21 protein-coding genes are annotated in these 22152 nt (G+C 35.4%); 12 read left to right on the top strand and 9 right to left on the bottom strand.

Annotated elements, in window-relative coordinates; all coding sequences use genetic code 11:
- Window positions 1-2 precede the first annotated feature (2 nt).
- From GO621_RS05565 to GO621_RS05520, 10 genes are all read left to right on the top strand, one after another.
- A complete protein-coding gene (locus GO621_RS05565; protein WP_157564981.1) occupies window positions 3-1133 on the top strand; it encodes a glycosyltransferase in 1131 nt (376 codons plus the stop codon).
- 16 nt (window positions 1134-1149) lie between these two features.
- Entirely contained in the window at window positions 1150-2187 is a 1038-nt protein-coding gene (locus GO621_RS05560) for a polysaccharide biosynthesis protein (RefSeq protein WP_157564979.1), read from the top strand.
- A gap of 8 nt (window positions 2188-2195) precedes the next feature.
- Window positions 2196-2633, top strand: a complete 438-nt coding sequence (locus tag GO621_RS05555) for a WxcM-like domain-containing protein (protein ID WP_157564977.1) — start codon at window positions 2196-2198, stop codon at window positions 2631-2633.
- Window positions 2634-2658: 25 nt separating this feature from the next.
- Window positions 2659-3777: a non-hydrolyzing UDP-N-acetylglucosamine 2-epimerase gene (wecB, locus tag GO621_RS05550; RefSeq protein WP_157564975.1), complete on the top strand. Its 1119-nt coding sequence runs from the start codon at window positions 2659-2661 to the stop codon at window positions 3775-3777.
- Window positions 3765-4625: a dTDP-4-dehydrorhamnose reductase family protein gene (locus tag GO621_RS05545; protein ID WP_157564973.1), complete on the top strand. Its 861-nt coding sequence runs from the start codon at window positions 3765-3767 to the stop codon at window positions 4623-4625. The genes wecB and GO621_RS05545 overlap by 13 nt, the downstream gene beginning before the upstream one ends.
- Before the next feature lie 7 nt (window positions 4626-4632).
- Window positions 4633-5844, top strand: a complete 1212-nt coding sequence (locus tag GO621_RS05540) for a glycosyltransferase family 4 protein (RefSeq protein WP_157564971.1) — start codon at window positions 4633-4635, stop codon at window positions 5842-5844.
- Complete coding sequence (locus GO621_RS05535; RefSeq protein WP_157564970.1) at window positions 5837-6739, top strand: NAD-dependent epimerase/dehydratase family protein; 903 nt, start codon at window positions 5837-5839, stop codon at window positions 6737-6739. The genes GO621_RS05540 and GO621_RS05535 overlap by 8 nt, the downstream gene beginning before the upstream one ends.
- 3 nt (window positions 6740-6742) lie before the next feature.
- Window positions 6743-7714: an MraY family glycosyltransferase gene (locus tag GO621_RS05530; protein WP_157564968.1), complete on the top strand. Its 972-nt coding sequence runs from the start codon at window positions 6743-6745 to the stop codon at window positions 7712-7714.
- A gap of 196 nt (window positions 7715-7910) precedes the next feature.
- Window positions 7911-9863, top strand: coding sequence for a polysaccharide biosynthesis protein (locus tag GO621_RS05525; RefSeq protein WP_157564967.1), 1953 nt, complete (start codon window positions 7911-7913; stop codon window positions 9861-9863).
- A 96-nt stretch (window positions 9864-9959) separates the two neighbouring features.
- On the top strand, window positions 9960-10961 hold the full coding sequence (locus GO621_RS05520) for a glycosyltransferase family 4 protein (RefSeq protein WP_157564965.1): 1002 nt from the start codon (window positions 9960-9962) through the stop codon (window positions 10959-10961).
- A gap of 3 nt (window positions 10962-10964) precedes the next feature.
- Here the strand turns inward: GO621_RS05520 and miaA are convergent, their stop codons facing one another.
- From miaA to GO621_RS05485, 7 genes are all read right to left on the bottom strand, one after another.
- Complete coding sequence (miaA, locus tag GO621_RS05515; RefSeq protein WP_317163391.1) at window positions 10965-11882, bottom strand: tRNA (adenosine(37)-N6)-dimethylallyltransferase MiaA; 918 nt, start codon at window positions 11880-11882, stop codon at window positions 10965-10967.
- Window positions 11883-11935: 53 nt separating this feature from the next.
- On the bottom strand, window positions 11936-12580 hold the full coding sequence (locus GO621_RS05510) for an IS1096 element passenger TnpR family protein (protein WP_157564963.1): 645 nt from the start codon (window positions 12578-12580) through the stop codon (window positions 11936-11938).
- Between the two features lie 32 nt (window positions 12581-12612).
- Window positions 12613-14031: a CCA tRNA nucleotidyltransferase gene (locus GO621_RS05505; protein WP_157564962.1), complete on the bottom strand. Its 1419-nt coding sequence runs from the start codon at window positions 14029-14031 to the stop codon at window positions 12613-12615.
- Between the two features lie 90 nt (window positions 14032-14121).
- Window positions 14122-14688 carry an L-threonylcarbamoyladenylate synthase gene (locus GO621_RS05500; protein ID WP_157564960.1) on the bottom strand — a complete coding sequence of 189 codons (567 nt, stop codon included), beginning with the start codon at window positions 14686-14688 and terminating at the stop codon, window positions 14122-14124.
- On the bottom strand, window positions 14681-15823 hold the full coding sequence (locus GO621_RS05495) for a glycosyltransferase family 4 protein (protein WP_157564958.1): 1143 nt from the start codon (window positions 15821-15823) through the stop codon (window positions 14681-14683). The genes GO621_RS05500 and GO621_RS05495 overlap by 8 nt, the downstream gene beginning before the upstream one ends.
- Before the next feature lie 67 nt (window positions 15824-15890).
- On the bottom strand, window positions 15891-16709 hold the full coding sequence (locus GO621_RS05490; protein ID WP_157564956.1) for a 2,3,4,5-tetrahydropyridine-2,6-dicarboxylate N-succinyltransferase: 819 nt from the start codon (window positions 16707-16709) through the stop codon (window positions 15891-15893).
- Between the two features lie 256 nt (window positions 16710-16965).
- Window positions 16966-17178 carry a hypothetical protein gene (locus GO621_RS05485; protein WP_157564954.1) on the bottom strand — a complete coding sequence of 71 codons (213 nt, stop codon included), beginning with the start codon at window positions 17176-17178 and terminating at the stop codon, window positions 16966-16968.
- A 680-nt stretch (window positions 17179-17858) separates the two neighbouring features.
- Between GO621_RS05485 and GO621_RS05480 the strand changes: the two genes are divergently transcribed.
- Window positions 17859-18263, top strand: a complete 405-nt coding sequence (locus tag GO621_RS05480) for an RNA-binding S4 domain-containing protein (RefSeq protein WP_157564953.1) — start codon at window positions 17859-17861, stop codon at window positions 18261-18263.
- Between the two features lie 48 nt (window positions 18264-18311).
- Here GO621_RS05480 and GO621_RS05475 read toward each other — a convergent pair whose 3' ends face one another.
- Window positions 18312-18794: a nucleoside deaminase gene (locus GO621_RS05475; RefSeq protein WP_157564951.1), complete on the bottom strand. Its 483-nt coding sequence runs from the start codon at window positions 18792-18794 to the stop codon at window positions 18312-18314.
- A 66-nt stretch (window positions 18795-18860) separates the two neighbouring features.
- Window positions 18861-19454, bottom strand: coding sequence for an OmpH family outer membrane protein (locus tag GO621_RS05470; RefSeq protein WP_157564949.1), 594 nt, complete (start codon window positions 19452-19454; stop codon window positions 18861-18863).
- 150 nt (window positions 19455-19604) lie between these two features.
- Here GO621_RS05470 and gyrB point away from each other — a divergent pair, with 150 nt between their 5' ends.
- Window positions 19605-21572: a DNA topoisomerase (ATP-hydrolyzing) subunit B gene (gene gyrB, locus GO621_RS05465; protein ID WP_157564948.1), complete on the top strand. Its 1968-nt coding sequence runs from the start codon at window positions 19605-19607 to the stop codon at window positions 21570-21572.
- Window positions 21573-22152 lie beyond the last annotated feature (580 nt).

Genomic DNA, 22152 nt, shown 5'->3' with positions numbered 1-22152 from the left:
CCATGATATCAGAAAAAAGTACTAGCAGCAAAAAAACAATTGTTGTGAATGCAACAGCTACTGTTACGAGTGGGGCTTTAACAATACTTCAGCAGTTTCTTGAAAGTGTTAATGAATTTAATTTAAATTTTATAGTATTCTGTTGTGTTAAACTTGAAATTAAAGCAGTAACAAATATTGAGTTTATTATACTGAATAAAAAAAACTATTTAGAGAGAGTATTTTGGGATTATTATGGCTTTAGGCGAAGTATTAAAAAACTGAAGATTGAACCATTTCTTATTATGTCTTTTCAAAATACAGGGGTTGTTTTTGATAAAAAGATTCCTCAACTTATTTATTATCACAATATAATTCCTTTAATTTCAAGATACTGGAATCCCATTAAAAAGAACGAAAGAATTCTATGGTTTTATGCTAAAATATATCCTTTTTTTGTATCGTATTTAATTATGCGTAATACATATTTTATAGTGCAGGCTGAATGGATAAAAAAGAAGCTTTCGAAAAAATTTGATGTTGCTTTAAAAAAAATATTTGTTATACCACCATCTGTAGCTTTGCATATCGTTGATGACCAATTAGTAACTGTATCGGAGATATATAGATTATTTTATCCAGCAACAGGTTTTATATATAAAAATCATAATTTGCTATTTGAAATGCTAAAAATTCTAAAACTTGTTAATAACGATTTATTTAAAAGAACCAATTTGGTGTTAACCCTTACAGAAGATGAAATTAAAACATTGGGATTAATGGAGGATTATAGTTGCATGAAAAATAACATTACTCTCACAGGTAATCTTAGTAAGGATAGGATATGGCAGGAATATACTCAATCTAAAGTTGTTTTGTTCCCTAGTACTATTGAAACCGTTGGCTTACCTTTGATAGAAGCGGCTTCACAAAACAAATATATCTTTTGCGCAAAAGAGGAATATGCTTTAGAAACGCTTGCAGGATACAAGAATGTAGAATTTATAGATAGTTATGATTCTCAGGCTTGGGCAGATGCTTTTAATAATTTAATTAAGTATGAAAAGGCAATCATTCCTTCGAATATCTGGAATAAGCACTCAGCCAATACTTGGATAGAGGTATTAGGCACAATCAATAAAATAACTCATTAGGATAGATATAATTAATATGTTTAAAGACAAAGTTCTCTTAATTACTGGTGGCACTGGTTCATTTGGAAACGCAGTATTGCATCGCTTCTTAAATACAGATATAAGAGAAATACGGATTTTTTCGCGTGACGAAAAAAAACAACATGACATGAGGGTTGCTTTAAATAACCCAAAGCTGAAATTTTATATTGGTGATGTGCGAGATTATAATAGCATAGAACGTGCTATGCATAGTGTCAATTATGTTTTCCATGCTGCTGCTTTAAAACAAGTTCCTTCTTGTGAGTTCTTTCCAATAGAAGCTACTAAAACAAATGTTTTCGGTACTCAAAACACAATAGATGCAGCTATTGCTAATAAAGTTAACAGGGTTATTTGCTTAAGTACAGACAAAGCTGCGTATCCAATAAATGCTATGGGTATTTCTAAGGCACTAATGGAAAAAGTAGCAATAGCTGCCTCTCGTAACATTACCGACAATACTACTACAATTTGTTTGACAAGATATGGTAATGTAATGGGGTCACGCGGATCTGTTATTCCGCTTTTTTTGAAGCAAATACAGAATAAAGAAAGCATAACAATTACAGATCCTGCTATGACACGTTTTTTAATGTCATTAGAAGAAGCCGTAGATTTGGTTTTGTTTGCTTTTACCAAAGGTAACCAGGGCGATCTTTTCGTAAATAAAGCTCCTGCCGGTACTATAGGTGATTTAGCACAAGCACTTATTGAATTATGTAAATCTAATTCTAAAATTAAGATTATTGGAACTCGACATGGGGAAAAGCTTTATGAAACTTTGTGCACCCGTGAAGAAATGTTGAAAGCAGAAGATATGGGCGAATTTTATAGAATACCAGCTGATAATAGAGATTTAAATTATAATCAATATTTTTCGGAGGGTAAAAAGGATATCTCCAATGTTGAAGATTACCATTCACATAATACTAAGCAAGAAGGAGTGGAAGGGATGAAAAAATTATTATCAAAGCTTCCTCTAATTAAAAATGAAGTTTTTGGTAAAGAGGAAGTTGTTCAATACAATGGATAGTAATAAACATGGTACAAAATATAAACAACATTACACTCATTACAGGTAATAAACATACGGATGAACGTGGAGTACTAAGTTATTTCAATGATTTTAACATGTACCCAATTAAACGGATGTATTTAATTGAACACTCACATGTGCATAATATAAGAGCATGGCAAGGGCATAAAATTGAAAATAAATGGTTTTATGTTTTAAAAGGTGCCTTTAAACTTGTATTTGTTAAACCTGACGACTGGTATAGTCCATCCACTGATTTAGACTATGAAGAATATAACTTAGAAGAAGGAGTAAATAAAATCTTACATATTCCGGGTGGTTATGCTTCTGGTATTAAGGCTACCAAGACTAATTCAAAATTGATGGTATTTTCAAATCTAACGGTAGAAGAGTCTAGTAACGATAATTTTAAATTTAATAAAGATTTTTGGTATAGATGGTAAAAGCATATATAGCTTTAAAATAGAAATGAGGAAATTAAAAGTAGCAACAATAGTTGGAACAAGACCAGAAATTATTAGACTAGCTGAGTGTATTAAAAAATGTGATTTGTTTTTTAATCATATTTTAATACATACAGGACAAAATTATGATTACGAGTTAAATGAAGTATTCTTTGAAGATTTAGAGCTAAGAAAGCCTGATTATTTTTTAAATGTTGCCGGAAGTAATTTAGGGGAGACTATTGGTAATGTAATTGCAAAATCATTCGAAGTATTACAAACAGAGATGCCAGATGCCTTGCTTGTATTAGGAGATACTAATAGCGTATTGAGTACAATTGCTGCTAAAAGATTGAAGATTCCAATTTTTCATATGGAGGCGGGCAATAGATGTTTTGATCAAAATGTACCCGAAGAAATTAATAGAAAAATATCAGATCATATTAGCGATATTAACCTTGCCTATACTGAACATAGCCGTAGATATTTATTAAGCGAGGGATTTAGAAAAGATCATGTGTTTGTCATAGGTTCACCGCTAAAAGAAGTTTTAATTAAATATACAAATAACATACAAAATTCGTGTGTATTAGAAAAGATGGGTTTACAAGATGGCAAATATATTGTAGTAAGTGCACACCGGGAAGAAAATCTTGACTTAAAAGATAACTTCAATATTTTGGTTGATGCCTTAAATGCTGTTGCCGAAACATATAAGATGCCAATCATTTTTTCCACTCATCCACGTACTCAAAAAAAGATTAAAGAAAAAGAAATTAAATTTCACCGACTTATAAAAAATATATTGCCTTTAGGCTTTTTTGATTATGTAATGCTGCAAAAGCAATCCTATATAGTTTTGTCTGACAGTGGGACAATAAGTGAAGAATCAGCAATGATGAATTTTCCAGCTATAAGTATCAGAACTAGCACAGAACGTCCAGAAGCAATTGATACTGGATCAATAGTTTTAGGCGGAATAAACAAAGGGCAAATTTTACAATCTATTAATTTAGTAAAAGGTACGCAATTAGAAAAAATAGAACTACCCATTGAATATACGGTACAAAATACATCCAATAGAATTGTAAGAATAATTCAAAGTTATACTTCCATCATAAATAAGGTTACATGGAACAAATAAGCAAGATAATGATAATTGGCTCAAAAGGAATGGCGGGACATGTTATCTATTATTATTTAAAAGAACACACATCTTATAGTATTGTTGATATTGCCCGAGGAACAGACTTCTTTGTCCCAAATTACCAATTGGATATTACTGACTTTGTAAAACTTGAAGAAGTAATAAAAAAAGAACTTCCCCGTATCGTAATTAATTGTATTGGAATACTAAATCAAAATGCAGAGAGGCATCCAGATAAAGCAATTTTGCTTAATAGCTATTTGCCGCACTTCTTGGCTAAAGTTGGTAGTAATCTTGGTTTTAAAGTAATTCATATAAGTACGGATTGTGTGTTTGATGGAAAGAAAGGCGGATATACTGAAGATAGTATTAAAGATGGACATGGTTTTTATTCGCAAACAAAAGCTCTTGGTGAATTGAATTATGGAAATAATTTAACAATTAGAACTTCAATTATTGGCCCTGAACTTAAAAAGGATGGAATTGGACTATTTCATTGGTTTATGCAACAGTCAGGAAATATTAAAGGATACTCAGAAGCTTATTGGACAGGTGTTACCACCATTGAATTAGCTAAAGGTATTGTCGCTGCTATTGAACAAAATGTAAAAGGGCTTCATCATTTAGTTAATAATTATAAGATAAATAAATATGATTTGCTGGTTTTATTTAAAAATGCATTTAAAAGAGATAACGTATTAGTAGATAAATTCAATGATTATCATGTTGATAAATCCTTGATTAAAACCGATCAAAGCTTTGTTTATACCATACCAGATTATAAATTTATGATAGATGAAATGAAATTATGGATAGAAACACATCCATCTCTTTACAATTTATAATTTATTAATGCGGATATTAATTGTTACACAATATTTTTGGCCAGAAACTTTTAGAATTAATGACCTTGCTTTAGCACTCTCAGAACGAGGACATATAGTTGAGGTATTAACCGGTAAGCCGAACTATGGAAAAAGTGGGTTTTATAGTAATTATTCATTTTTCAACAAACAGTCTGAAACTTGGAATGGTATCAAAATACACAGAAGCTCATTAATTCCAAGAGGCAATGCAGGTAAGGTTAGACTGATAATTAATTATTTATCTTTTGCATTATTTGCTTCAATAAAAGCTTTTTTTTTACCTGGTAAGGTGGATAGAATATTTGTTTTTGAGCCATCACCAATAACGGTTGGGTTTCCTGCTCTGCTGTTAAAATGGAAAAAAAAGGCTTCTATATATTTTTGGGTACAGGATTTATGGCCTCAAAGTGTTACCGCAGGGGGAGGCATAAAGAATAAGATTGTCGTAAATTTCTTAGATAAAATTACACGTTGGATTTATGAGAGAAGCGATAAAATACTTATACAATCAGAAGCTTTCCGTGAAATTATTTTTAATCAGGGTGTAAATCCGGAGAAAATAATTTTTTATCCAAATTCTGTCGAAGCGATATTTAAAAAAAAAAAAGCACATCCTGAGTACATAAGAATGCTTCCCGAAGGTTTTAAAATTATGTTTGCCGGTAACATAGGTGAAGCACAAGATTTTGAGACAATTTTAGCAGCAGCAGCATTAGTAAAAGGAAAAAATAAAGCTATTAAATGGGTTATTTTAGGTAATGGAAGAAAACGTGAGTTTGTGGAAAAAAGAATTGTAGAACTTGACTTACAAGAGTGTTTTTTTTTGATGGGAGAATTTCCTGTTGTGCAAATGCCAGATTTTTTTGCTTGTGCCAATTGCTTATTGGTTAGCTTAAAAAAAGATTACATATTTAGTCTGACAATTCCATCGAAACTACAATCATATCTAGCCTGCGGCAAACCAATATTAGCTTCTTTAGATGGAGAAGGGGGAAGAATAATTAAAGAAGCCAAGGCTGGATTAGTTAGCGAAAGTGAAAACCCTAAATTATTGGCTGAGAAAGTTATTGAGTTTTATAATTTAACAACTGCAGAGTTAGATGAAATTGGACAAAATGCAAGGGCTTATTTTGAATCTAATTTTGAAAGAGAAATACTAGTGGATAAATTAGAAGATATTTTTTTAAAAAATGAATAAAGTTCTTGTAACAGGTGTTAGTGGATTTGTAGGATCTAATTTGTCAACATATTTTAATACGCAAGAAAATAAAATTGTTCCCTTGCATTTAAGAAAAGGTGTTAAGGAAAATAGTCTTGATGATATATATATGATAATTCATCTTGCTGGTAAAGCCCACGATTTAAAGAAAACTTCAAATCCTGAAGAATACTACCAGGTTAATTTCGAACTCACCAAAAAGTTGTACAATGCTTTTTTGACTTCTAAAGCAAAGAAGTTCATTTTTGTAAGTTCTGTTAAAGCTGCCGCTGATATGGCAGTTCAAGTATTGACTGAAGATGTTGTTCCAAATCCTAAAACAGATTATGGCAAATCAAAGCTTATGGCTGAACAATATATCCAAAACCAGCCACTTCCCGAAGGTAAATCTTATTATATCCTTCGCCCTTGCATGATCCATGGCCCAGGGAATAAAGGAAATTTAAATTTGCTTTATCAGGTTGTAAAAAAAGGTATTCCTTATCCATTAGCAGGATTTCAAAATAAACGTTCATTTCTAAGCGTAGAAAATTTATGCTTTATAATTAAAGAATTGATCTCAAGGGATGACATCGAAAGTGGTATTTACCAGGTTGCAGATGATGAAGCGCTTTCTACCAACAAAGTAGTTTCTATATTAGCGGCTTCGTTAAATAGAAAACCACATCTGTGGAATATACCAACAAATTTAATTGCCTTCTTTGCAAAGATTGGTGACGTTCTCCATCTTCCTTTAACTACTGAAAGATTAGGAAAACTAACAGAAAGTTACATCGTTAGCAACACTAAAATAAAAGCAGCAATCCAGAAAGAATTACCATTAACTGCAAAAGAAGGTTTACAGAAAACGGCTGCTTCTTTTAGCAAAGTATAACTTATGCTTTTACCTATTGTTATTATCAGTACAATTATTCTGTTTTCAGCAGAATTGCTATATTTTAAAATAGCAAATCATTATAACATCATTGATAAGCCTAACCACCGCAGTTCGCATACAAAGGTAACTATACGGGGAGGAGGAGTTATTTTTGCATTTGCACTTCTTGTCTATTCGTTATATGCTGGCTTAACCTATCCTTATTTTTTGCTCGGATTACTGCTTATCAGTTTTATAAGCTTTATGGATGATATTCAGGAACTAAGCAGCAAAGTTCGTATCCTGTTTCACTTAGCAGCTGTAGCGTTACTGTTTTACCAGACCGGGTTGTTTATGCTCCCGGTTTATTGGATTGCTCTATCTTTCATCTTTGTAATTGGTACCATCAACGCCATTAATTTTATGGATGGTATAAACGGTATTACCGGAGGGTACGGTTTGGTAGCATTAGCTACACTATATTATATAAACGCCTCAGTAGCTAAATTTACAGATCCTGGCTTTTTGCTAACAGCAATTTTAGCAGTACTGGTTTTTAACTTTTTTAATTTCAGAACAAAAGCTAAATGCTTTGCCGGAGATGTAGGCAGCGTAAGCCTGGCTTTTATTATTCTTTTCTTTTTATTGCAGTTGATTATTAAGACAGAAAATCTAAGCTATATTGTCCTGCTTTTATTATACGGATTAGATGCGGTTACTACTATTGCATTTCGGCTGATTAGGAAAGAAAATATTTTTGAAGCCCATCGAAGTCACTTTTACCAGTTTTTAGTTAATGAACGAAAAATTCCACACGTATGGGTTGCTTCGTTTTATGCCCTTGTACAGCTGGTAATGAATATTTTACTAATAATTTGTTTACCTAAGTCCAACTATGGCCTATTTTTATCGTTGCTTATTATATCAATGATATTTATTTCGGTCAGATTAATTATAGAAGGGCCGCGCAGATTATTTAATGTAACAGAATAGTATAGCTTTTACGTATAATTATATAAATGCAATTGGTAGTTTTGTTAACTTTATTTAAAAGTGATTTGCGCCTTATTTAATAAAATTTTTATAAGGTTTAAATGAGGACTTTTAGGAACAATTATTATAAGTATTGTTGCTTTTTAATGTAAAGGTTAATTTTGTACTTGATTGAAGTTTTTCATAACAATTTGACATGAATTCATCTGCTTTGTTCAACCAAATCAATATAGTCCCCCGCTGGATAATTTTCACGCTCGATTTATTGATTGGCTTACTGTCAATGACAGGTGCTTATCTAATTAAATATAATTTTGATTTATCAGCCCTGAACTATATACAGTTTAGCCAAAATGTCTTAATTATCTCCGTTATAAGCACCATCGTTTTTTTTGCTGCAAAAACCTATTCGGGAATTATCAGATATACCAGTGCGCAGGATTCTTTTAGGATTTTATTTGCCGTATTAATTAGCAATGGTGCATTTTTTATTCTGAACATGTTTTCAGTAGCAACAACTAAGCAGCCTTTTATTTCCAACAGTATATTGATTATTAATGCTTTGCTATGCTTTTTATTGATGGTTACCTACAGGATTCTGGTAAAATATTTTTTTTTATATATCAAAAACCTGAAATTAGATAAGATAAGGGTTATTATTTATGGTGCAGGGCAAGCTGGTGTAGCTGCAAAAAGAACGTTTGACCATGATTATAAGGTTAACAAAAATATTATAGCGTTTGTGGATGATGACCAGAGAAAGGTAGGAAAGACCATTGATGGCATTAAAATCTTAGATGCTAATGATTTATTGCCACTGATTGAAGGGCATGAACTGGATGAAATTATTTTTGCGTCTTATACCATACCGCTTGAACGAAAAAACAAGATCGTGGATATTTGTCTGGAAAACGATATCAAAGTATTAAATATTCCACCACACAATGTATGGCCAAGCGGAAAGTTACAGCCAACGCAGATCCAGAAAATTAATATAGAAGACCTTTTAAACAGAAAAGCCATTCAAATTGATATAACCAGTATCCAAAATGAATTGAAAGGAAAAAGGATATTAATTACGGGTGCAGCCGGTTCTATTGGTAGTGAAATAGTGAGGCAATTATTGAAATTTGACATAGGGTTAATTATCATGTGTGATCAATCTGAAACTGCCTTGCACCATATGTACCTTGAAATTGAAGACAAACATGCTAATACAAACTTTCATGCCTTTGTTGGTGATGTAAAGGATGAAAATAGGATGCGGCATCTATTTGAAACTTACAAGCCTCATTACGTATATCATGCTGCCGCTTATAAGCATGTTCCTTTAATGGAAGACAATGCTTCCGAAGCTATAAAAACAAATGTACTAGGTACCAAAACCATAGCAGACCTTTCTGTAAAACATGGGGTGCAAAAGTTTGTAATGATCTCTACAGATAAGGCAGTAAACCCTACGAACGTAATGGGTGCATCAAAAAGAATTGCCGAAATTTATGTGCAATCATTAAATAAGTCAATTAGCAGTAAAGATTTCCATTTTAACAATGGTTTAAGTAAATTAAACCAAACTAGGCCTGTTACCAGGTTTATTACTACACGTTTTGGAAATGTATTGGGTTCAAACGGTTCAGTTATACCCAGGTTTAAAGAACAAATAGAAAAGGGCGGACCGGTTACGGTAACACATCCGGAAATAACGCGTTATTTTATGACCATTCCTGAAGCTTGCAGGTTAGTTTTGGAAGCAGGTTGTATGGGCAATGGTGGTGAGATTTACATTTTTGATATGGGCAAATCTGTAAAAATTATTGAATTGGCCAAACGGATGATACGGTTAGCCGGGTTAATTCCTAACCAGGATATAAAAATTGAATATACGGGTTTAAGGCCGGGTGAGAAATTGTTTGAAGAGTTATTGAATGATAACGAGAATACGATGCCTACCCATCATGAAAAAATCATGATCGGAAAAGTAAGGGAGTATTTATTTAATGAAATTGAAAGTCAGATTTATGATTTAATAAATCATGCCAAAAACAATGACGATTTACAAGTTGTGAAAGTAATGAAACAAATTGTGCATGAATTTAAAAGTAAAAATTCTGTTTTTGAGGAGTTGGATTGTATATCTAAAGTTAGATAAATCATTAAGGATTATGTTTAACTAAAGGCTATAAAAATTATATTTTGTAGAAGTCAATGCTTCTTTTATCATATCAAATTAGGTATGTAATGGAATATGCGATATAAAAAACATATCACCCTGATTTATCGCAAGCAATTTCCGTTAACATATAGTATTGAGTTTATCTTTGATCAACTTATATCTTCCCCCAATCCATCTTGTAAAATAAACAAGTTCATTCTTCCGCGGTTCAGCAATTCCTTTTTCAATCGTATCATCAACATACTCGCGATGCTTCGTTTACGGCATCAAATTGTGCATGTAACCGGGGATGTGCATTATACAATTTTGGGTGCCTGTTTTAATTACCGCATTTTAACCATTCACGACTTGGCTTTTATGCACCAAAATAAAGGCATTAAAAGAAGCATTTTAAAGTGGTTTTGGATTACGTTACCGGTAAAATTTGCGCATCAGGTTACCGTTATTTCCGAAGCTACCAAAACTGATTTGTTAAGTTATGTTGCTGTTGATCCAAAGAAAATAAATGTTATTCCTGATTTTATTTCAGCTACTTATCAACCGGTACCTGATCGGAAATTTAATGCTGATCTGCCCCGTATTTTACAAATTGGTACAGCTTTTAACAAAAATATTGATCGTTTGGCAGAAGCCATTGCTGGTATTCCTTGTACTTTAATTATTGTTGGAGAGTTAAGCGAACTACAAAAAACCATATTAGAAAAGTTTAAAATAGACTTTATAAACAAATTAAATTTAACAGAACAAGCTTTATATCAGGAATATGCAAATGCAGATTTATTAACTTTTGTTTCTACCATAGAAGGTTTTGGCATGCCAATTTTGGAAGCAAATGCTTGTGGTTTGCCGGTAATTACTTCCAATTGTTCTGCTATGCCTGAAATTGCCGGCGATGCAGCATTACTGGTTAATCCGTTTGATGCAACTGCTATCCGAAACGGAATTTCAGAAATAATCAAAAATGAAACTTTACGAAATAAGCTGATTGAAAAAGGTTTTGAAAATGTCAAGCGCTTCTCTAAAGAAAAAGTTGTTGAGCAGTATAAGCGGCTTTACGAAGAAGCGGAAAACTGAAAATCATCCAATTAAAGGTAAAATATAATCCAAAACTGGTTTTACATCTGCCGAATCAAACCATTTAATTTCCTCATCTTTTTTAAACCAGGTGATTTGCCGTTTGGCAAAATGCCTGGTATTCTGTTTGATCTTTTCTAATGCTTCTTTTACCGGCAAATTATTGTTAAAAGCTTCAAAAAGTTCTTTATAGCCAACTGTTTTTAAAGCGTTTAAATGTTGATAGGGCAGAAGCTGTTTTACTTCTTCAATCAAACCATTTTCTACCATCAGATCAACCCTGCGGTTAATCATATCGTACAAAATTTTCCGGTTTGGATTGATACCAATTTTGATGATCTTAAAAGGACGCTCTTTTTTTATTTTGGTGAGAAAAGAAGAAAATGTTTTTCCGGTAGAAGATGATACTTCCAGCGCACGAATGATGCGCTGCGGATTCTGTACATCAACCTTTTGATAATATTCCGGATCAAGGATTTTCAGTTGCTGTTGTAAATATTCCAGTCCTTGTTGCTCGTAAAGCTGGTTCCAGCGTTCCCTTTCCTGTAAATCCGCCTCCGGTATTTCATCAAATCCCTGCTCAACAGCCTGCAAATACAAACCTGAACCACCAACTATTATGGCAACATCATGTTTTTGATAAAGTTCTGCTAATTTTTCAAGTGCTGCTTTTTCAAAATCGGCAACAGAAAAACGGTCTGTAATAGAATGGGAACCAATAAAATGATGCGGCACAGCAGCCAATTCTTCTGCGGATGGCTTGGCTGTGCCGATTGACATTTCTTTATAAAACTGCCTCGAATCTGCTGATAATATTTCTGTTTTAAAATATTTGGCCAGCTGAATAGCTAAGGCTGTTTTGCCTGCAGCAGTTGGGCCGGCAACAACAAGCAATACTTTTTTCAGATCATTCAGCTTCAAACGCTCAACAAATTACGCATACTGTTTTTACCGGATAAAAAATGGCACGAAAATTAGTAATCGTCTTTTGCACTTAAATCTTCATCTTCCAAGTGCTCGTTATCCGCAAATTCATCGTCAAATTCATCATCAGGTTCATCCGCAACCGTTGGTATTAAATCCTCCTCTGCTTCTTCTTCGCCTAATTCAGAAAAATCTGCGCCGTCTTCCGGGTTTAAGCCTTCTTCATGCAAAAAGTCAAAATCCTCATCTGCAATTGCTGCGCTTGGTGCGGGTATAGTTGTGCCTAATGGTTTTGGTGCGTCGCCGACAGAACGTACAATTTGCGGATAAACTTTACCTGTAACATCATCAAGCAAAATTTTAATCAGTTCGATATGGAAATCATAAGGACGGTCGAAATTATAAGTATAGTAAAATTTTTGGTGAGGATCGTCAATAAAATTACTGAGTTTTGATTTTTCCATCAAAGCTACGCCCCGGTCAATTTTTTTGGCAGAAGGCATAAAAGCAATTTCTTCGCCTTTGATCCAGTAATCGTTACTTACATAGAATGAAGAGGATGCTTCCGGATTGTAACCGGTTGATTGTTGTATTGCGCGGTGCAAATCTTCAAACGTTTGTTTAGATTGAATTTCGATTTCCCTGAAAATATCATCATAGTCCTCAAAAACAACTTTAAACCTGTAAACTGCCATTCTTATAAATTTGTAAATTTGTAAATTAGTAATTAGTTATGTTCAATTTTAGCTACAACTTTTAAGCCAATATCTTCTCCTTTTTGTATCATCAGCTTTAAAGCTTCGGTTCTCGAATTAAAAATTTCTCCTTCCAGAATAGCTTCCCTGATACTATTTTTAATGATACCAACTTCTCTGCCGGCATTAATGCCAAAAGTTTCCATAATATCTTGTCCGCTAACAGGTGGTTGCCAGTTGCGCATGTTGTCGCGCTCTTCCACGTCTTTCAGCTTTTGTTTAACCAGCTCAAAGTTGTTGCGGTATTTTTTTATTTTATATTCGTTTTTTGTGGTAACATCGGCATTGCACAACAGCATCAAACCTTCCAAATCTTCGCCTGCATCAAATAATAAGCGCCTTACTGCCGAATCTGTTACCATTTCCTGTGCCAGCACAATAGGCCGCATGTGCAATTGTACTAATTTCTGTACCAGTTTCATCTTTTCGTTCATCGGAAGTTTGAGCTGTGCAAAAATTTTAGGCACCATGCGCGCGCCTTTGTCTTCATGGCCGTGAAAAGTCCAGCCGTGCCCGGGTTCAAAACGTTTGGTAGCAGGTTTGGCAATATCATGAAGAATAGCTGCCCAGCGCAACCACAAATCAGTTGTGTTTTCTGCGATGTTATCCAGGACCTGCAAGGTATGGTAAAAATTATCTTTATGCCCTTTTCCGTTGATGTAATCAATGCCTTGCAAAGCACTCATTTGCGGAAAAATGATTTGAAGCAAACCAGTATCAAAAAGATAAGTAAAACCAACAGAAGGTTTTTTAGAAGATATAATTTTATTCAGTTCGTCTGTAATCCTTTCTCCGGAAATAATTTTTATCCTTTCGCGGTTGCTTTTGATGGCTTCCAAAGCAGCCGGATCAATGGTAAAACCTAATTGCGAAGCAAAACGGATAGCACGCATCATGCGCAATGGATCATCAGAAAAAGTAACCGACGGATCTAAAGGTGTCCGGATGAGTTTGTTTTTCAAATCCTGAATTCCATTAAAAGGATCAAGCAGCTCGCCAAAATTCTCTTTATTTAAAGCAATCGCCATGGCATTGATGGTAAAATCGCGCCGGTTTTGGTCATCTTCCAAAGTTCCGTCTTCCACTATCGGCTTGCGCGATTCTAATCGGTAAGATTCTTTCCGCGCGCCAACAAACTCCAGTTCCAGGTTTTGATATTTTAAACTTGCCGTGCCAAAGTTTTTAAATACAGCTACTTTTACCTTCAGTTTTTGGGCAACTTCTTCTGAAAATGCAATTCCGTTGCCTAAAACTACCACATCAATATCAGCAGAAGGACGTTTCAAAAACAAATCGCGCACGTAACCTCCAATTACAAAAGCTTGTACCTGCCGGTTTGCAGCAACGCTTGCGATTACGTTAAATACCGGATGTTGTAGGTGTTGCTGCATAAATTTTGGACAAATACCAATTTTTAGGTGGTAAAAACAGTATCACGATTTAAACCGGATGCTGTTTTTAAGGCACAAAAATAAAGATTATTACTTTCTGATAAAGGTAAAACGGCCATCAGGTTCGAGTTTCATAATGGTTGAGGGCTTTTTTTCCTGCAATTCGTGCTGTTCTAAGTTCACTACGTAATCTACGCCTTCCAAAATTTCAGCATCAATATCCATAAAATTTTTTGGAGAAGCTTTTCCGCTGATGTTGGCCGAAGTAGAAACCAAAGGTTTGCGCAAACGCTGGATCAATTGCTCACAAAATGGATGTTTTACGATACGGATGCCAACGCTGCCATCAGCATTAATTAAAGCAGGAGAAATATTTTTGGCACCGGATAAAATAAGCGTCAAAGGATTTTCGGCAAACTCAATTAAATCATAAGCAATATCTGGAACTTCCCGAACGTAACTCAAAAGCTTGTTATCGTTATCCAGCAAAATTATCATGCTTTTACTTTCTTCGCGCTGTTTTAGGTCGTAAATTTTCTTCACAGCTTCAGTATTGCCGGCATCACAGCCAATTCCCCAAATCGTATCGGTAGGATAGAGGATAATGCCGCCTTCCTGTACAACTTTAAGTGCTTTTGCAACTTCTTCTTTAAGCATAATTTAGCGCTTGCTGGTAAACGTTCATTAAATTTTGTGCGATATTTTTTTCTTCAAACTGCTTTGCATATTTCAGGCCTTTTGTTTTCATTTTGGATTGAAGCTGATTATCCTGCAAGATTAAATTAATTTGTTTTGCCAAAGAAATAGCATCATCCGGATCAACATAAATACTGTTCGGCCCGCCGGCTTCTTCCAAACACGAACCTGTTGCCGCAATTACCGGCGTTCCGGAACATAAAGCTTCTACAATCGGAATACCAAAACCTTCGTACCTGGAAGGGTAAACAAACACTTTTGCCATTTGATAAATAGTTGTCAAATCTTCAAAAGGCACATTGGTTAAAAACAAAACACGGTTTTGTAATGCTTCTTTTACCAGGTAATTTTTTACCTGTTTTGCATATTTTGTTTGTCGGCCAACTACAACTAAGGAAACTTCTTCGGGGATATTTTTTAAAGCTTTTGCAACCAACAGTAAATTTTTGCGGGTTTCTATCGTTCCAACATTTAAAATAAATTTTCCCGGTAATTGATACTTTGCTTTGACTGCTTCTTTTACCGCATCATTTTTTTGTTGCCTGAATATTGGACCACAGCCCTGGTAAACTACTTTTATTTTCTGCGGAGAAAGATTAAACGCCGCCACTAAATCTGCTTTGGTTTGTTCGCTTACTGCGATAATCAGATTTGCATTTTTACAAGCTGTTCTGGCTTTCCATTCGTAAATTTTTCTGTTGATGAAACTAAAATATTCAGGATATTTTAAGTAGATCAAATCGTGGATAGTTACTACTGTTTTTATATCCCAATTTTTGATACCAAAAGGAAGTTCCTGACTTAAACCATGATAAAGTTGAATACCGTCCCGCTTTAAATCTTTAACAATACTTTTACTTCGCCAAAAAGATTTAAACAAATTGGCAGCAGGAAGTTTAGTTCGTGTATTGTTTAAATCAGGCAAAAAGTCAGGACTAATTTCAGTCCCAACTTTTGGCGTATATAAATAATATTCGTTTTCGGGAAAATAAACAGCTAAAGCATAAATGGCTGAGCGGCTGTAATTACCCAAACCGGTTTTATTTAGAAAAGCACGCTTGGCATCAAAACCAATTTTTAGAGGCTGAAGGTTCATGGTTAATAGTTCATAGTTAGATCGCTATTTCTGGCTATTATCCATCAACTATTAACCATCAGCAAAATTAAACCGCTACGTTATGCTCGCGCAATGCGTTGTTTAACGATGTTTTTTTATCGGTTGATTCTTTTCTCCGGCCAATAATTAAAGCACAAGGAACCTGATATTCGCCGGCAGGAAATTTTTTAGTGTAAGAGCCCGGAATTACAACAGAACGTGCAGGAACAAAGCTTTTGTATTCTGTCGGCGTTTCTTTGGTTACATCAATAATTTTGGTTGATGCGGTTAAAACTACGTTCGCGCCCAAAACAACTTCGTGCTCTAAATGCACACCTTCCACCACAATAGCACGAGAACCGATAAAGCAATTATCCTCAATAATAACCGGAGCCGCTTGTATCGGTTCCAAAACACCGCCAATGCCAACGCCGCCGCTTAAATGTACGTTTTTACCGATTTGAGCACAAGAACCAACAGTTGCCCAGGTATCAACCATTGTGCCTTCATCAACATAAGCACCAATATTTACATAAGAAGGCATCATGATAACGCCTTTTGCTAAATAGGCCCCATAGCGTGCAATTCCGTGCGGTACAACCCGAACACCAGCTTCTTTAAAGTTGGTTTTTAGTTTCATTTTATCATAAAACACAAAAGGGCCAACTTTAACTTCCGCCATTTCCCGAATTGGAAAATACATAATTACGGCTTTCTTAACCCAATCGTTAATGTGCCAGCGGCCGGTAATTAATTCTGCAACGCGTAGTTTTCCTTTGTCCAGATCGTCAATAACGCTTTCTATAGCAATAATATGTTCTTTTGACCCTAAAAGGGTACGGTCAATCCAGGCATCTTCAATCAGGTTTTTTACATCTGTGTACATATCGGTATTTATCTAATTTTTTGTTATGGTGTTGATTTAAATCTATTGCAAGCACAACGTAAATAATGTTCTGCTGTGGCAAACATAACAAAAATTGAGGTTTAAATTTCGACAAGTAAACACAAAGCAATTAATGCCGCAAGAAAAAGCAGGTTATTAATAAATGTAAATAATTGGATAGTTGGGCTGGATTAAACGGACCTGAAAATGACCAGAAAAAGGGGCAATATAGGTTTGAGCAACTCTGAAATTAAGGCTAAATGCACTTATTGATGAGTGATAAGAGTGCAGGGTCTATCACACAATTTTTGTTTACGGGTACACTAACCCCGTCTTTTTTACAAATTTTAAAATTCTCCTCATCATCAATCATTATCTCGGCTTCAATACTCATGTCAGCATTTTTAACTTCGTTTTTAACTGATATTTTAATCAGTTCGTCATTGTAAGTGAACACTGCGTTTTTCATGATTTTTAATATTGATAAATTAACTATATTGGTTATTTAGGTATACTTGTACAAGTGCAATTGGTTACACTTATTTTGCTATAAAATTAATAAAAGCTAATAAAATTGCAAAATTTATAAAAAAAATAATTTTTTAAGCAGGTCTATTGCTTTTTTTGTAACAAAAAAAACATAAAGAAGTAATGCTTCAAAAAATATCGCACTTATTTGTTTTTGATTGAGATTGTTTAAACTTTTTGGTACCCATTTAAATTTGGTCCTTCAGCATGCCCAGCTTTGGTGCCCATGCTTCTTTTACCAGGTAAAATTGGTGTTTACATTTAATCACTAAAGACCTGTAAGGTTTTCAAAACCTTATAGGTCTTTAGCGAAGGGCCAACATTTTTAGGGATAAAAGAAGCATCGGCCAAAAAAAAGAAGGCCACAAAAAAAGTTTAAACAACTTCAATATCAAAAAAACTTATTGTTTCTTTTAGCTTATGGTTTTATGTTTGTTTTTTAAGATATGGGACACCTCTATTTTTAGGTGATAAAAGAAGCATTCAAAATAATTTGTATAAAACTTAAACAGGTTTTATACAAAGGCTAAATAAAAGTTATAGCTAACAGCCAATGCATAATAAATTGTACTTTTTAACAACAGGCAACGTTCACATTTTTAATACAAATACATTTAAAATATGCCGGAAAAAGAGAAGTTAAGGATTGATAAGTATTTGTGGTCTATCAGGATATTTAAAACCCGCACTCTGGCTGCCGATGCCTGCAAGGCCGGCAAGGTGAAGCTGGACGGGCAAAATATAAAGCCCTCGCACGAAGTGCGTATCGGGGAAACCTACCAGGTGAGCAAAGGGATAGAAAAAAAAGTTTTAAAAGTTACGGGCTTACTGGAAAACCGGACCGATGCTAAAACGGCAGTTCAGTTTTATGAGGATTTAACGCCTGTAGAACAAACTTATGGTTACAAATCTGTTTTTCAGGCACCTATGATCCGGCGCGACCAGGGAGCAGGGCGGCCAACTAAAAAAGACCGGCGGGAAATTGATGATTTACAGGATGGCTTTTTTGATCAGCCTAAACAATAAATCTGATGCTTCTTTTAGCATCTAAAAATTTGTCTGATAATATTTCTATTAATACCTGATATTTAAATCAGAAGCCTGCCATTTTTTAAACGCCGTTTGTGCTTCGTCGCGCAGTAATTGTATGGCGGGCAGTTTACGTTCTGCAGGCGGACGATCAATTTCTTCATAAATAAATTGGTCATCAAATGCAATTGCTGCTGCATCAGCTTTTGTATTGGCATAATAAATCTTATCTAAGTGCGCCCAGTAAATGGCGCCGAGGCACATGGGGCAGGGCTCACAACTGGTATAAATAACACAGCCTTCCAGATTATGGGTATCCAATTCTTTGCATGCTAATCGGATTACAGAAACTTCTGCATGTGCAGTCGGGTCTTTTTGCGGAACTACCCTGTTAGCACTTCGGGCAACTACCATTCCGTTTTTTACAATTACAGCCCCAAAGGGCCCGCCCAGGCGCTGTTCTACATTTTGCTCGGAAAGCTCTATGGCCATCCGCATAAATTTTTCATGATTTTGTTGCCCGTCCATTTTTTAGCATTAAAAAACCCCGGTCTGGCCGGGGTTAAAACTTAAGTTTTCTAATTGGTATAAATGCTATTTTTTTTCTTTTTTGTAGTTGTCGTTCAAAATTTTAACCACATCGTTCGTAACGTTCAGGCTTTCATCCCCAAACAAAACAGTTGGGTTGGCTTTAGAGTAAGTTAAAATCAGCTTGTACCCTTTTTCTTTGGCGTAACCTTTCATAAAATCGGCAATCTTATCATATAATTTTGCATTTTCTGATGCCTGTTCCTGTTGTATCTGTGCACTTGCATTCTGGTTGTACGTTTGCAGTTCCTGCTGTTTACGTGCCAAACGTTGTTCGGTTGCAGCACGTTGGTCGGCACTTAAAGTAGCTGCGCCTTTTTGGTATTCTGCAACTTCCCGCTGAAAAGCCTGTCCTTTAGAGGAAACATCTACCTGTGCCTTTTTGCCTTTATCTTCCAGGCGGCTGCTCATATCTTTAAAATAATCGTATTTAGAAAGTAAAGAATCAGAGTTTACATACACAATTTCTGCTTTTTCTGATGTTGAAGTAGCTGGGGTTTTTTCAGCAGTGGCGTTAGTAGTTTGCGGCTTTTGGTTACAGGCAACTGCCATTGCGGCAACAGCTATTCCTAAAGTTAATCGGGATACCGTTATTTTCATGTTTTTTCAAAAAATTTTGACAAAGATAAACTTTAACTGCAAGTATCCTAATGTTTTGATTAGCACATTTACAACCCGTTTTGTGAGAATAAAAGCCTCTTTTATCGGCTAAAAATCGTACTTTTGAAGGTTAATGTTTGATACAGATTTATGAGTGAAACAAAAGAATTATTAGAAGACAGATCCAATTATTCTGCAGATAATATCCAGGTCCTGGAAGGTTTGGAAGCAGTTCGGAAACGCCCGTCCATGTATATTGGTGATACCGGGGTAAAAGGTTTGCACCATTTAGTTTATGAAGTTGTAGATAACTCTATTGATGAGGCGCTTGCCGGTTACTGTGATACCATTAAAGTAACGATACAGGAAGGTAATTCCATTTCTGTAACGGATAATGGCCGCGGTATCCCAACCGGCTTTCACCAAAAAGAACAACGTTCGGCACTGGAAGTAGTAATGACAGTGCTTCACGCTGGCGGAAAGTTTGATAAAGATACTTATAAAGTTTCCGGTGGTTTGCACGGTGTTGGCGTAAGTTGCGTAAATGCACTTTCTACCCATTTAAAAGCGTTGGTTTATCGGGAAGGGAAGATTTTTACGCAGGATTACGAGCAAGGCAGGCCGATGTATCCGGTAAAAGAAATTGGCGAAACAGAAAAACGCGGAACGACCATTATTTTTACGCCCGATCCTGAAATTTTTACCATCACCACAGAATATAAATACGAAACTATTGCTGCCCGTTTGCGTGAGTTGGCTTATCTGAATAAAGGTATCCGCCTTTCATTAACAGACGAGCGGGAAACAGACGAAACAGGCTTGCACCCTTTTGAAGAATTTTATTCTGAAGGCGGCCTAAAAGAATTTGTTAAATATTTAGACGGAACACGTACTTCTATCATTCCGGAACCTATTTATGTTGATGGAAACAAACAGGGAATTCCGGTAGAATTAGCGCTACAGTACAATGAAACTTATACGGAGAATGTACATTCCTATGTCAACAATATCAATACGATTGAAGGTGGTACACACGTTGCCGGTTTTCGTCGTGGTTTAACCCGTACTTTAAAGGCTTATGCTGATAAATCCGGCTTGTTAAAAAACGTAAAAATTGAAATTACAGGAGATGACTTTAGGGAAGGCTTAACTGCAATTATTTCTGTAAAAGTACAGGAGCCGCAGTTTGAAGGGCAAACCAAAACCAAGTTAGGCAACAACGAGGTAATGGGAGCCGTTGATATGGCTGTTGGCGAAATTTTGGGCAATTACCTGGAAGAAAACCCGAGAGAAGCCCGCATGATCGTCAATAAAGTGATCATGGCGGCTACTGCCCGTTCTGCTGCCCGAAAAGCACGCGAAATGGTACAGCGTAAAAACGTAATGAGCGGAACAGGTTTACCGGGAAAACTGGCCGATTGTGCCGATAGTGATCCGGAAAGATGCGAACTGTTTTTGGTTGAGGGAGACTCTGCGGGTGGTACGGCTAAGCAAGGCCGTGACAGGCATTTCCAGGCCATACTTCCTTTACGGGGTAAAATCCTGAACGTGGAAAAGGCAATGGAATACAAGATATACGAAAACGAAGAGATCAAGAACATGTTTACAGCGCTTGGTGTAAGCATCGGAACGCCGGAAGATGATAAAGCTTTAAACCTTGCAAAGCTTCGTTATCATAAAATCGTGATCATGACGGATGCGGATGTGGATGGTTCGCACATTACAACCCTCATTCTTACCTTCTTTTTCCGTTACATGAAAGAACTGGTAGAATTTGGTTATGTTTATATTGCTGCGCCGCCGTTGTATCAGGTTAAAAAAGGTAAGGAATTTCAGTATTGCTGGGATGATACGCAGCGCGATGCTGCTATCCAGCGTTTAAAAGGCGGCGGAAAAGAAGACAGCGTGCATGTACAGCGTTACAAAGGTTTGGGCGAGATGAACGCCGAGCAGTTATGGGAAACCACCATGAACCCAAGCACACGCACGCTTCGCCAGGTTAACATTGATAATGCTGCCGGTTGCGATCATACTTTTTCTATGTTGATGGGAGATGAAGTTGCACCACGCCGCGAGTTTATCGAGAAGAATGCAAAGTACGCCAAGATTGATGTATAATTTATAGTGATAAAAGAAGTATGGAAACCCTGTTCATTTGCCGGACAGGGTTTTTTGTTTAGACCTGGCCTTGTTCTTAAATTACCTGCTGGTTTATAATTAATTTAATTACTAACTTTAAATTTTTAGACATGAATACGGAAACGTTGGAAATATACGAAATCCTGAAAAGGAATTTTACAGAACAAGACGCTAAAAAAAGTAGTTAACTACTTTGAGGATACAAAAGAAAAAGCAATTACATCGGCTGTGGAACGTAAAATTGAACACATGGCAAGCAAATCAGATTTGGCTGAAACTAAAGCCGACATCATTAAATGGATGTTCATATTTTGGATGGGTCTTTTAATACCGCTTGGTGGCCTTTTAATTGCAATACTGAAAAAATAATATGAAGCCCTAAACGGGTAAAAGAAGTATGGAAACCCTGTTCCTGAATTAGGAGCAGGGTTTTTTGTTATAATTAAAAATTTAGTTGATAAAAGAAGTATTAGCTATTTATTTGTATATCTTTATAAATAGCATATATCGAAGTTGTTTAAACTTTTTTTCTGACCCTCTTTTTTTAGGGCCGATGCTT

The sequence above is a fragment of the Mucilaginibacter arboris genome, from assembly GCF_009754915.1.
Lineage (GTDB): Bacteria > Bacteroidota > Bacteroidia > Sphingobacteriales > Sphingobacteriaceae > Mucilaginibacter_A > Mucilaginibacter_A arboris.
Note: the sequence above shows the minus strand (reverse complement) of the source record. Positions and strands in the feature narration are given on the sequence as shown.

Bases quoted from the DNA above. Each gene is read 5' to 3' on its own strand.
- GO621_RS05565 (WP_157564981.1), top strand. From the start codon at position 3: ATGATATCAGAAAAAAGTACTAGCAGCAAAAAAACAATTGTTGTGAAT.
- GO621_RS05560 (WP_157564979.1), top strand. From the start codon at position 1,150: ATGTTTAAAGACAAAGTTCTCTTAATTACTGGTGGCACTGGTTCATTT.
- GO621_RS05555 (WP_157564977.1), top strand. From the start codon at position 2,196: ATGGTACAAAATATAAACAACATTACACTCATTACAGGTAATAAACAT.
- wecB (WP_157564975.1), top strand. From the start codon at position 2,659: ATGAGGAAATTAAAAGTAGCAACAATAGTTGGAACAAGACCAGAAATT.
- GO621_RS05545 (WP_157564973.1), top strand. From the start codon at position 3,765: ATGGAACAAATAAGCAAGATAATGATAATTGGCTCAAAAGGAATGGCG.
- GO621_RS05540 (WP_157564971.1), top strand. From the start codon at position 4,633: ATGCGGATATTAATTGTTACACAATATTTTTGGCCAGAAACTTTTAGA.
- GO621_RS05535 (WP_157564970.1), top strand. From the start codon at position 5,837: ATGAATAAAGTTCTTGTAACAGGTGTTAGTGGATTTGTAGGATCTAAT.
- GO621_RS05530 (WP_157564968.1), top strand. From the start codon at position 6,743: ATGCTTTTACCTATTGTTATTATCAGTACAATTATTCTGTTTTCAGCA.
- GO621_RS05525 (WP_157564967.1), top strand. From the start codon at position 7,911: ATGAATTCATCTGCTTTGTTCAACCAAATCAATATAGTCCCCCGCTGG.
- GO621_RS05520 (WP_157564965.1), top strand. From the start codon at position 9,960: ATGCGATATAAAAAACATATCACCCTGATTTATCGCAAGCAATTTCCG.
- GO621_RS05510 (WP_157564963.1), bottom strand. From the start codon at position 12,580: ATGGCAGTTTACAGGTTTAAAGTTGTTTTTGAGGACTATGATGATATT.
- GO621_RS05505 (WP_157564962.1), bottom strand. From the start codon at position 14,031: ATGCAGCAACACCTACAACATCCGGTATTTAACGTAATCGCAAGCGTT.
- GO621_RS05500 (WP_157564960.1), bottom strand. From the start codon at position 14,688: ATGCTTAAAGAAGAAGTTGCAAAAGCACTTAAAGTTGTACAGGAAGGC.
- GO621_RS05495 (WP_157564958.1), bottom strand. From the start codon at position 15,823: ATGAACCTTCAGCCTCTAAAAATTGGTTTTGATGCCAAGCGTGCTTTT.
- GO621_RS05490 (WP_157564956.1), bottom strand. From the start codon at position 16,709: ATGTACACAGATGTAAAAAACCTGATTGAAGATGCCTGGATTGACCGT.
- GO621_RS05485 (WP_157564954.1), bottom strand. From the start codon at position 17,178: ATGAAAAACGCAGTGTTCACTTACAATGACGAACTGATTAAAATATCA.
- GO621_RS05480 (WP_157564953.1), top strand. From the start codon at position 17,859: ATGCCGGAAAAAGAGAAGTTAAGGATTGATAAGTATTTGTGGTCTATC.
- GO621_RS05475 (WP_157564951.1), bottom strand. From the start codon at position 18,794: ATGGACGGGCAACAAAATCATGAAAAATTTATGCGGATGGCCATAGAG.
- GO621_RS05470 (WP_157564949.1), bottom strand. From the start codon at position 19,454: ATGAAAATAACGGTATCCCGATTAACTTTAGGAATAGCTGTTGCCGCA.
- gyrB (WP_157564948.1), top strand. From the start codon at position 19,605: ATGAGTGAAACAAAAGAATTATTAGAAGACAGATCCAATTATTCTGCA.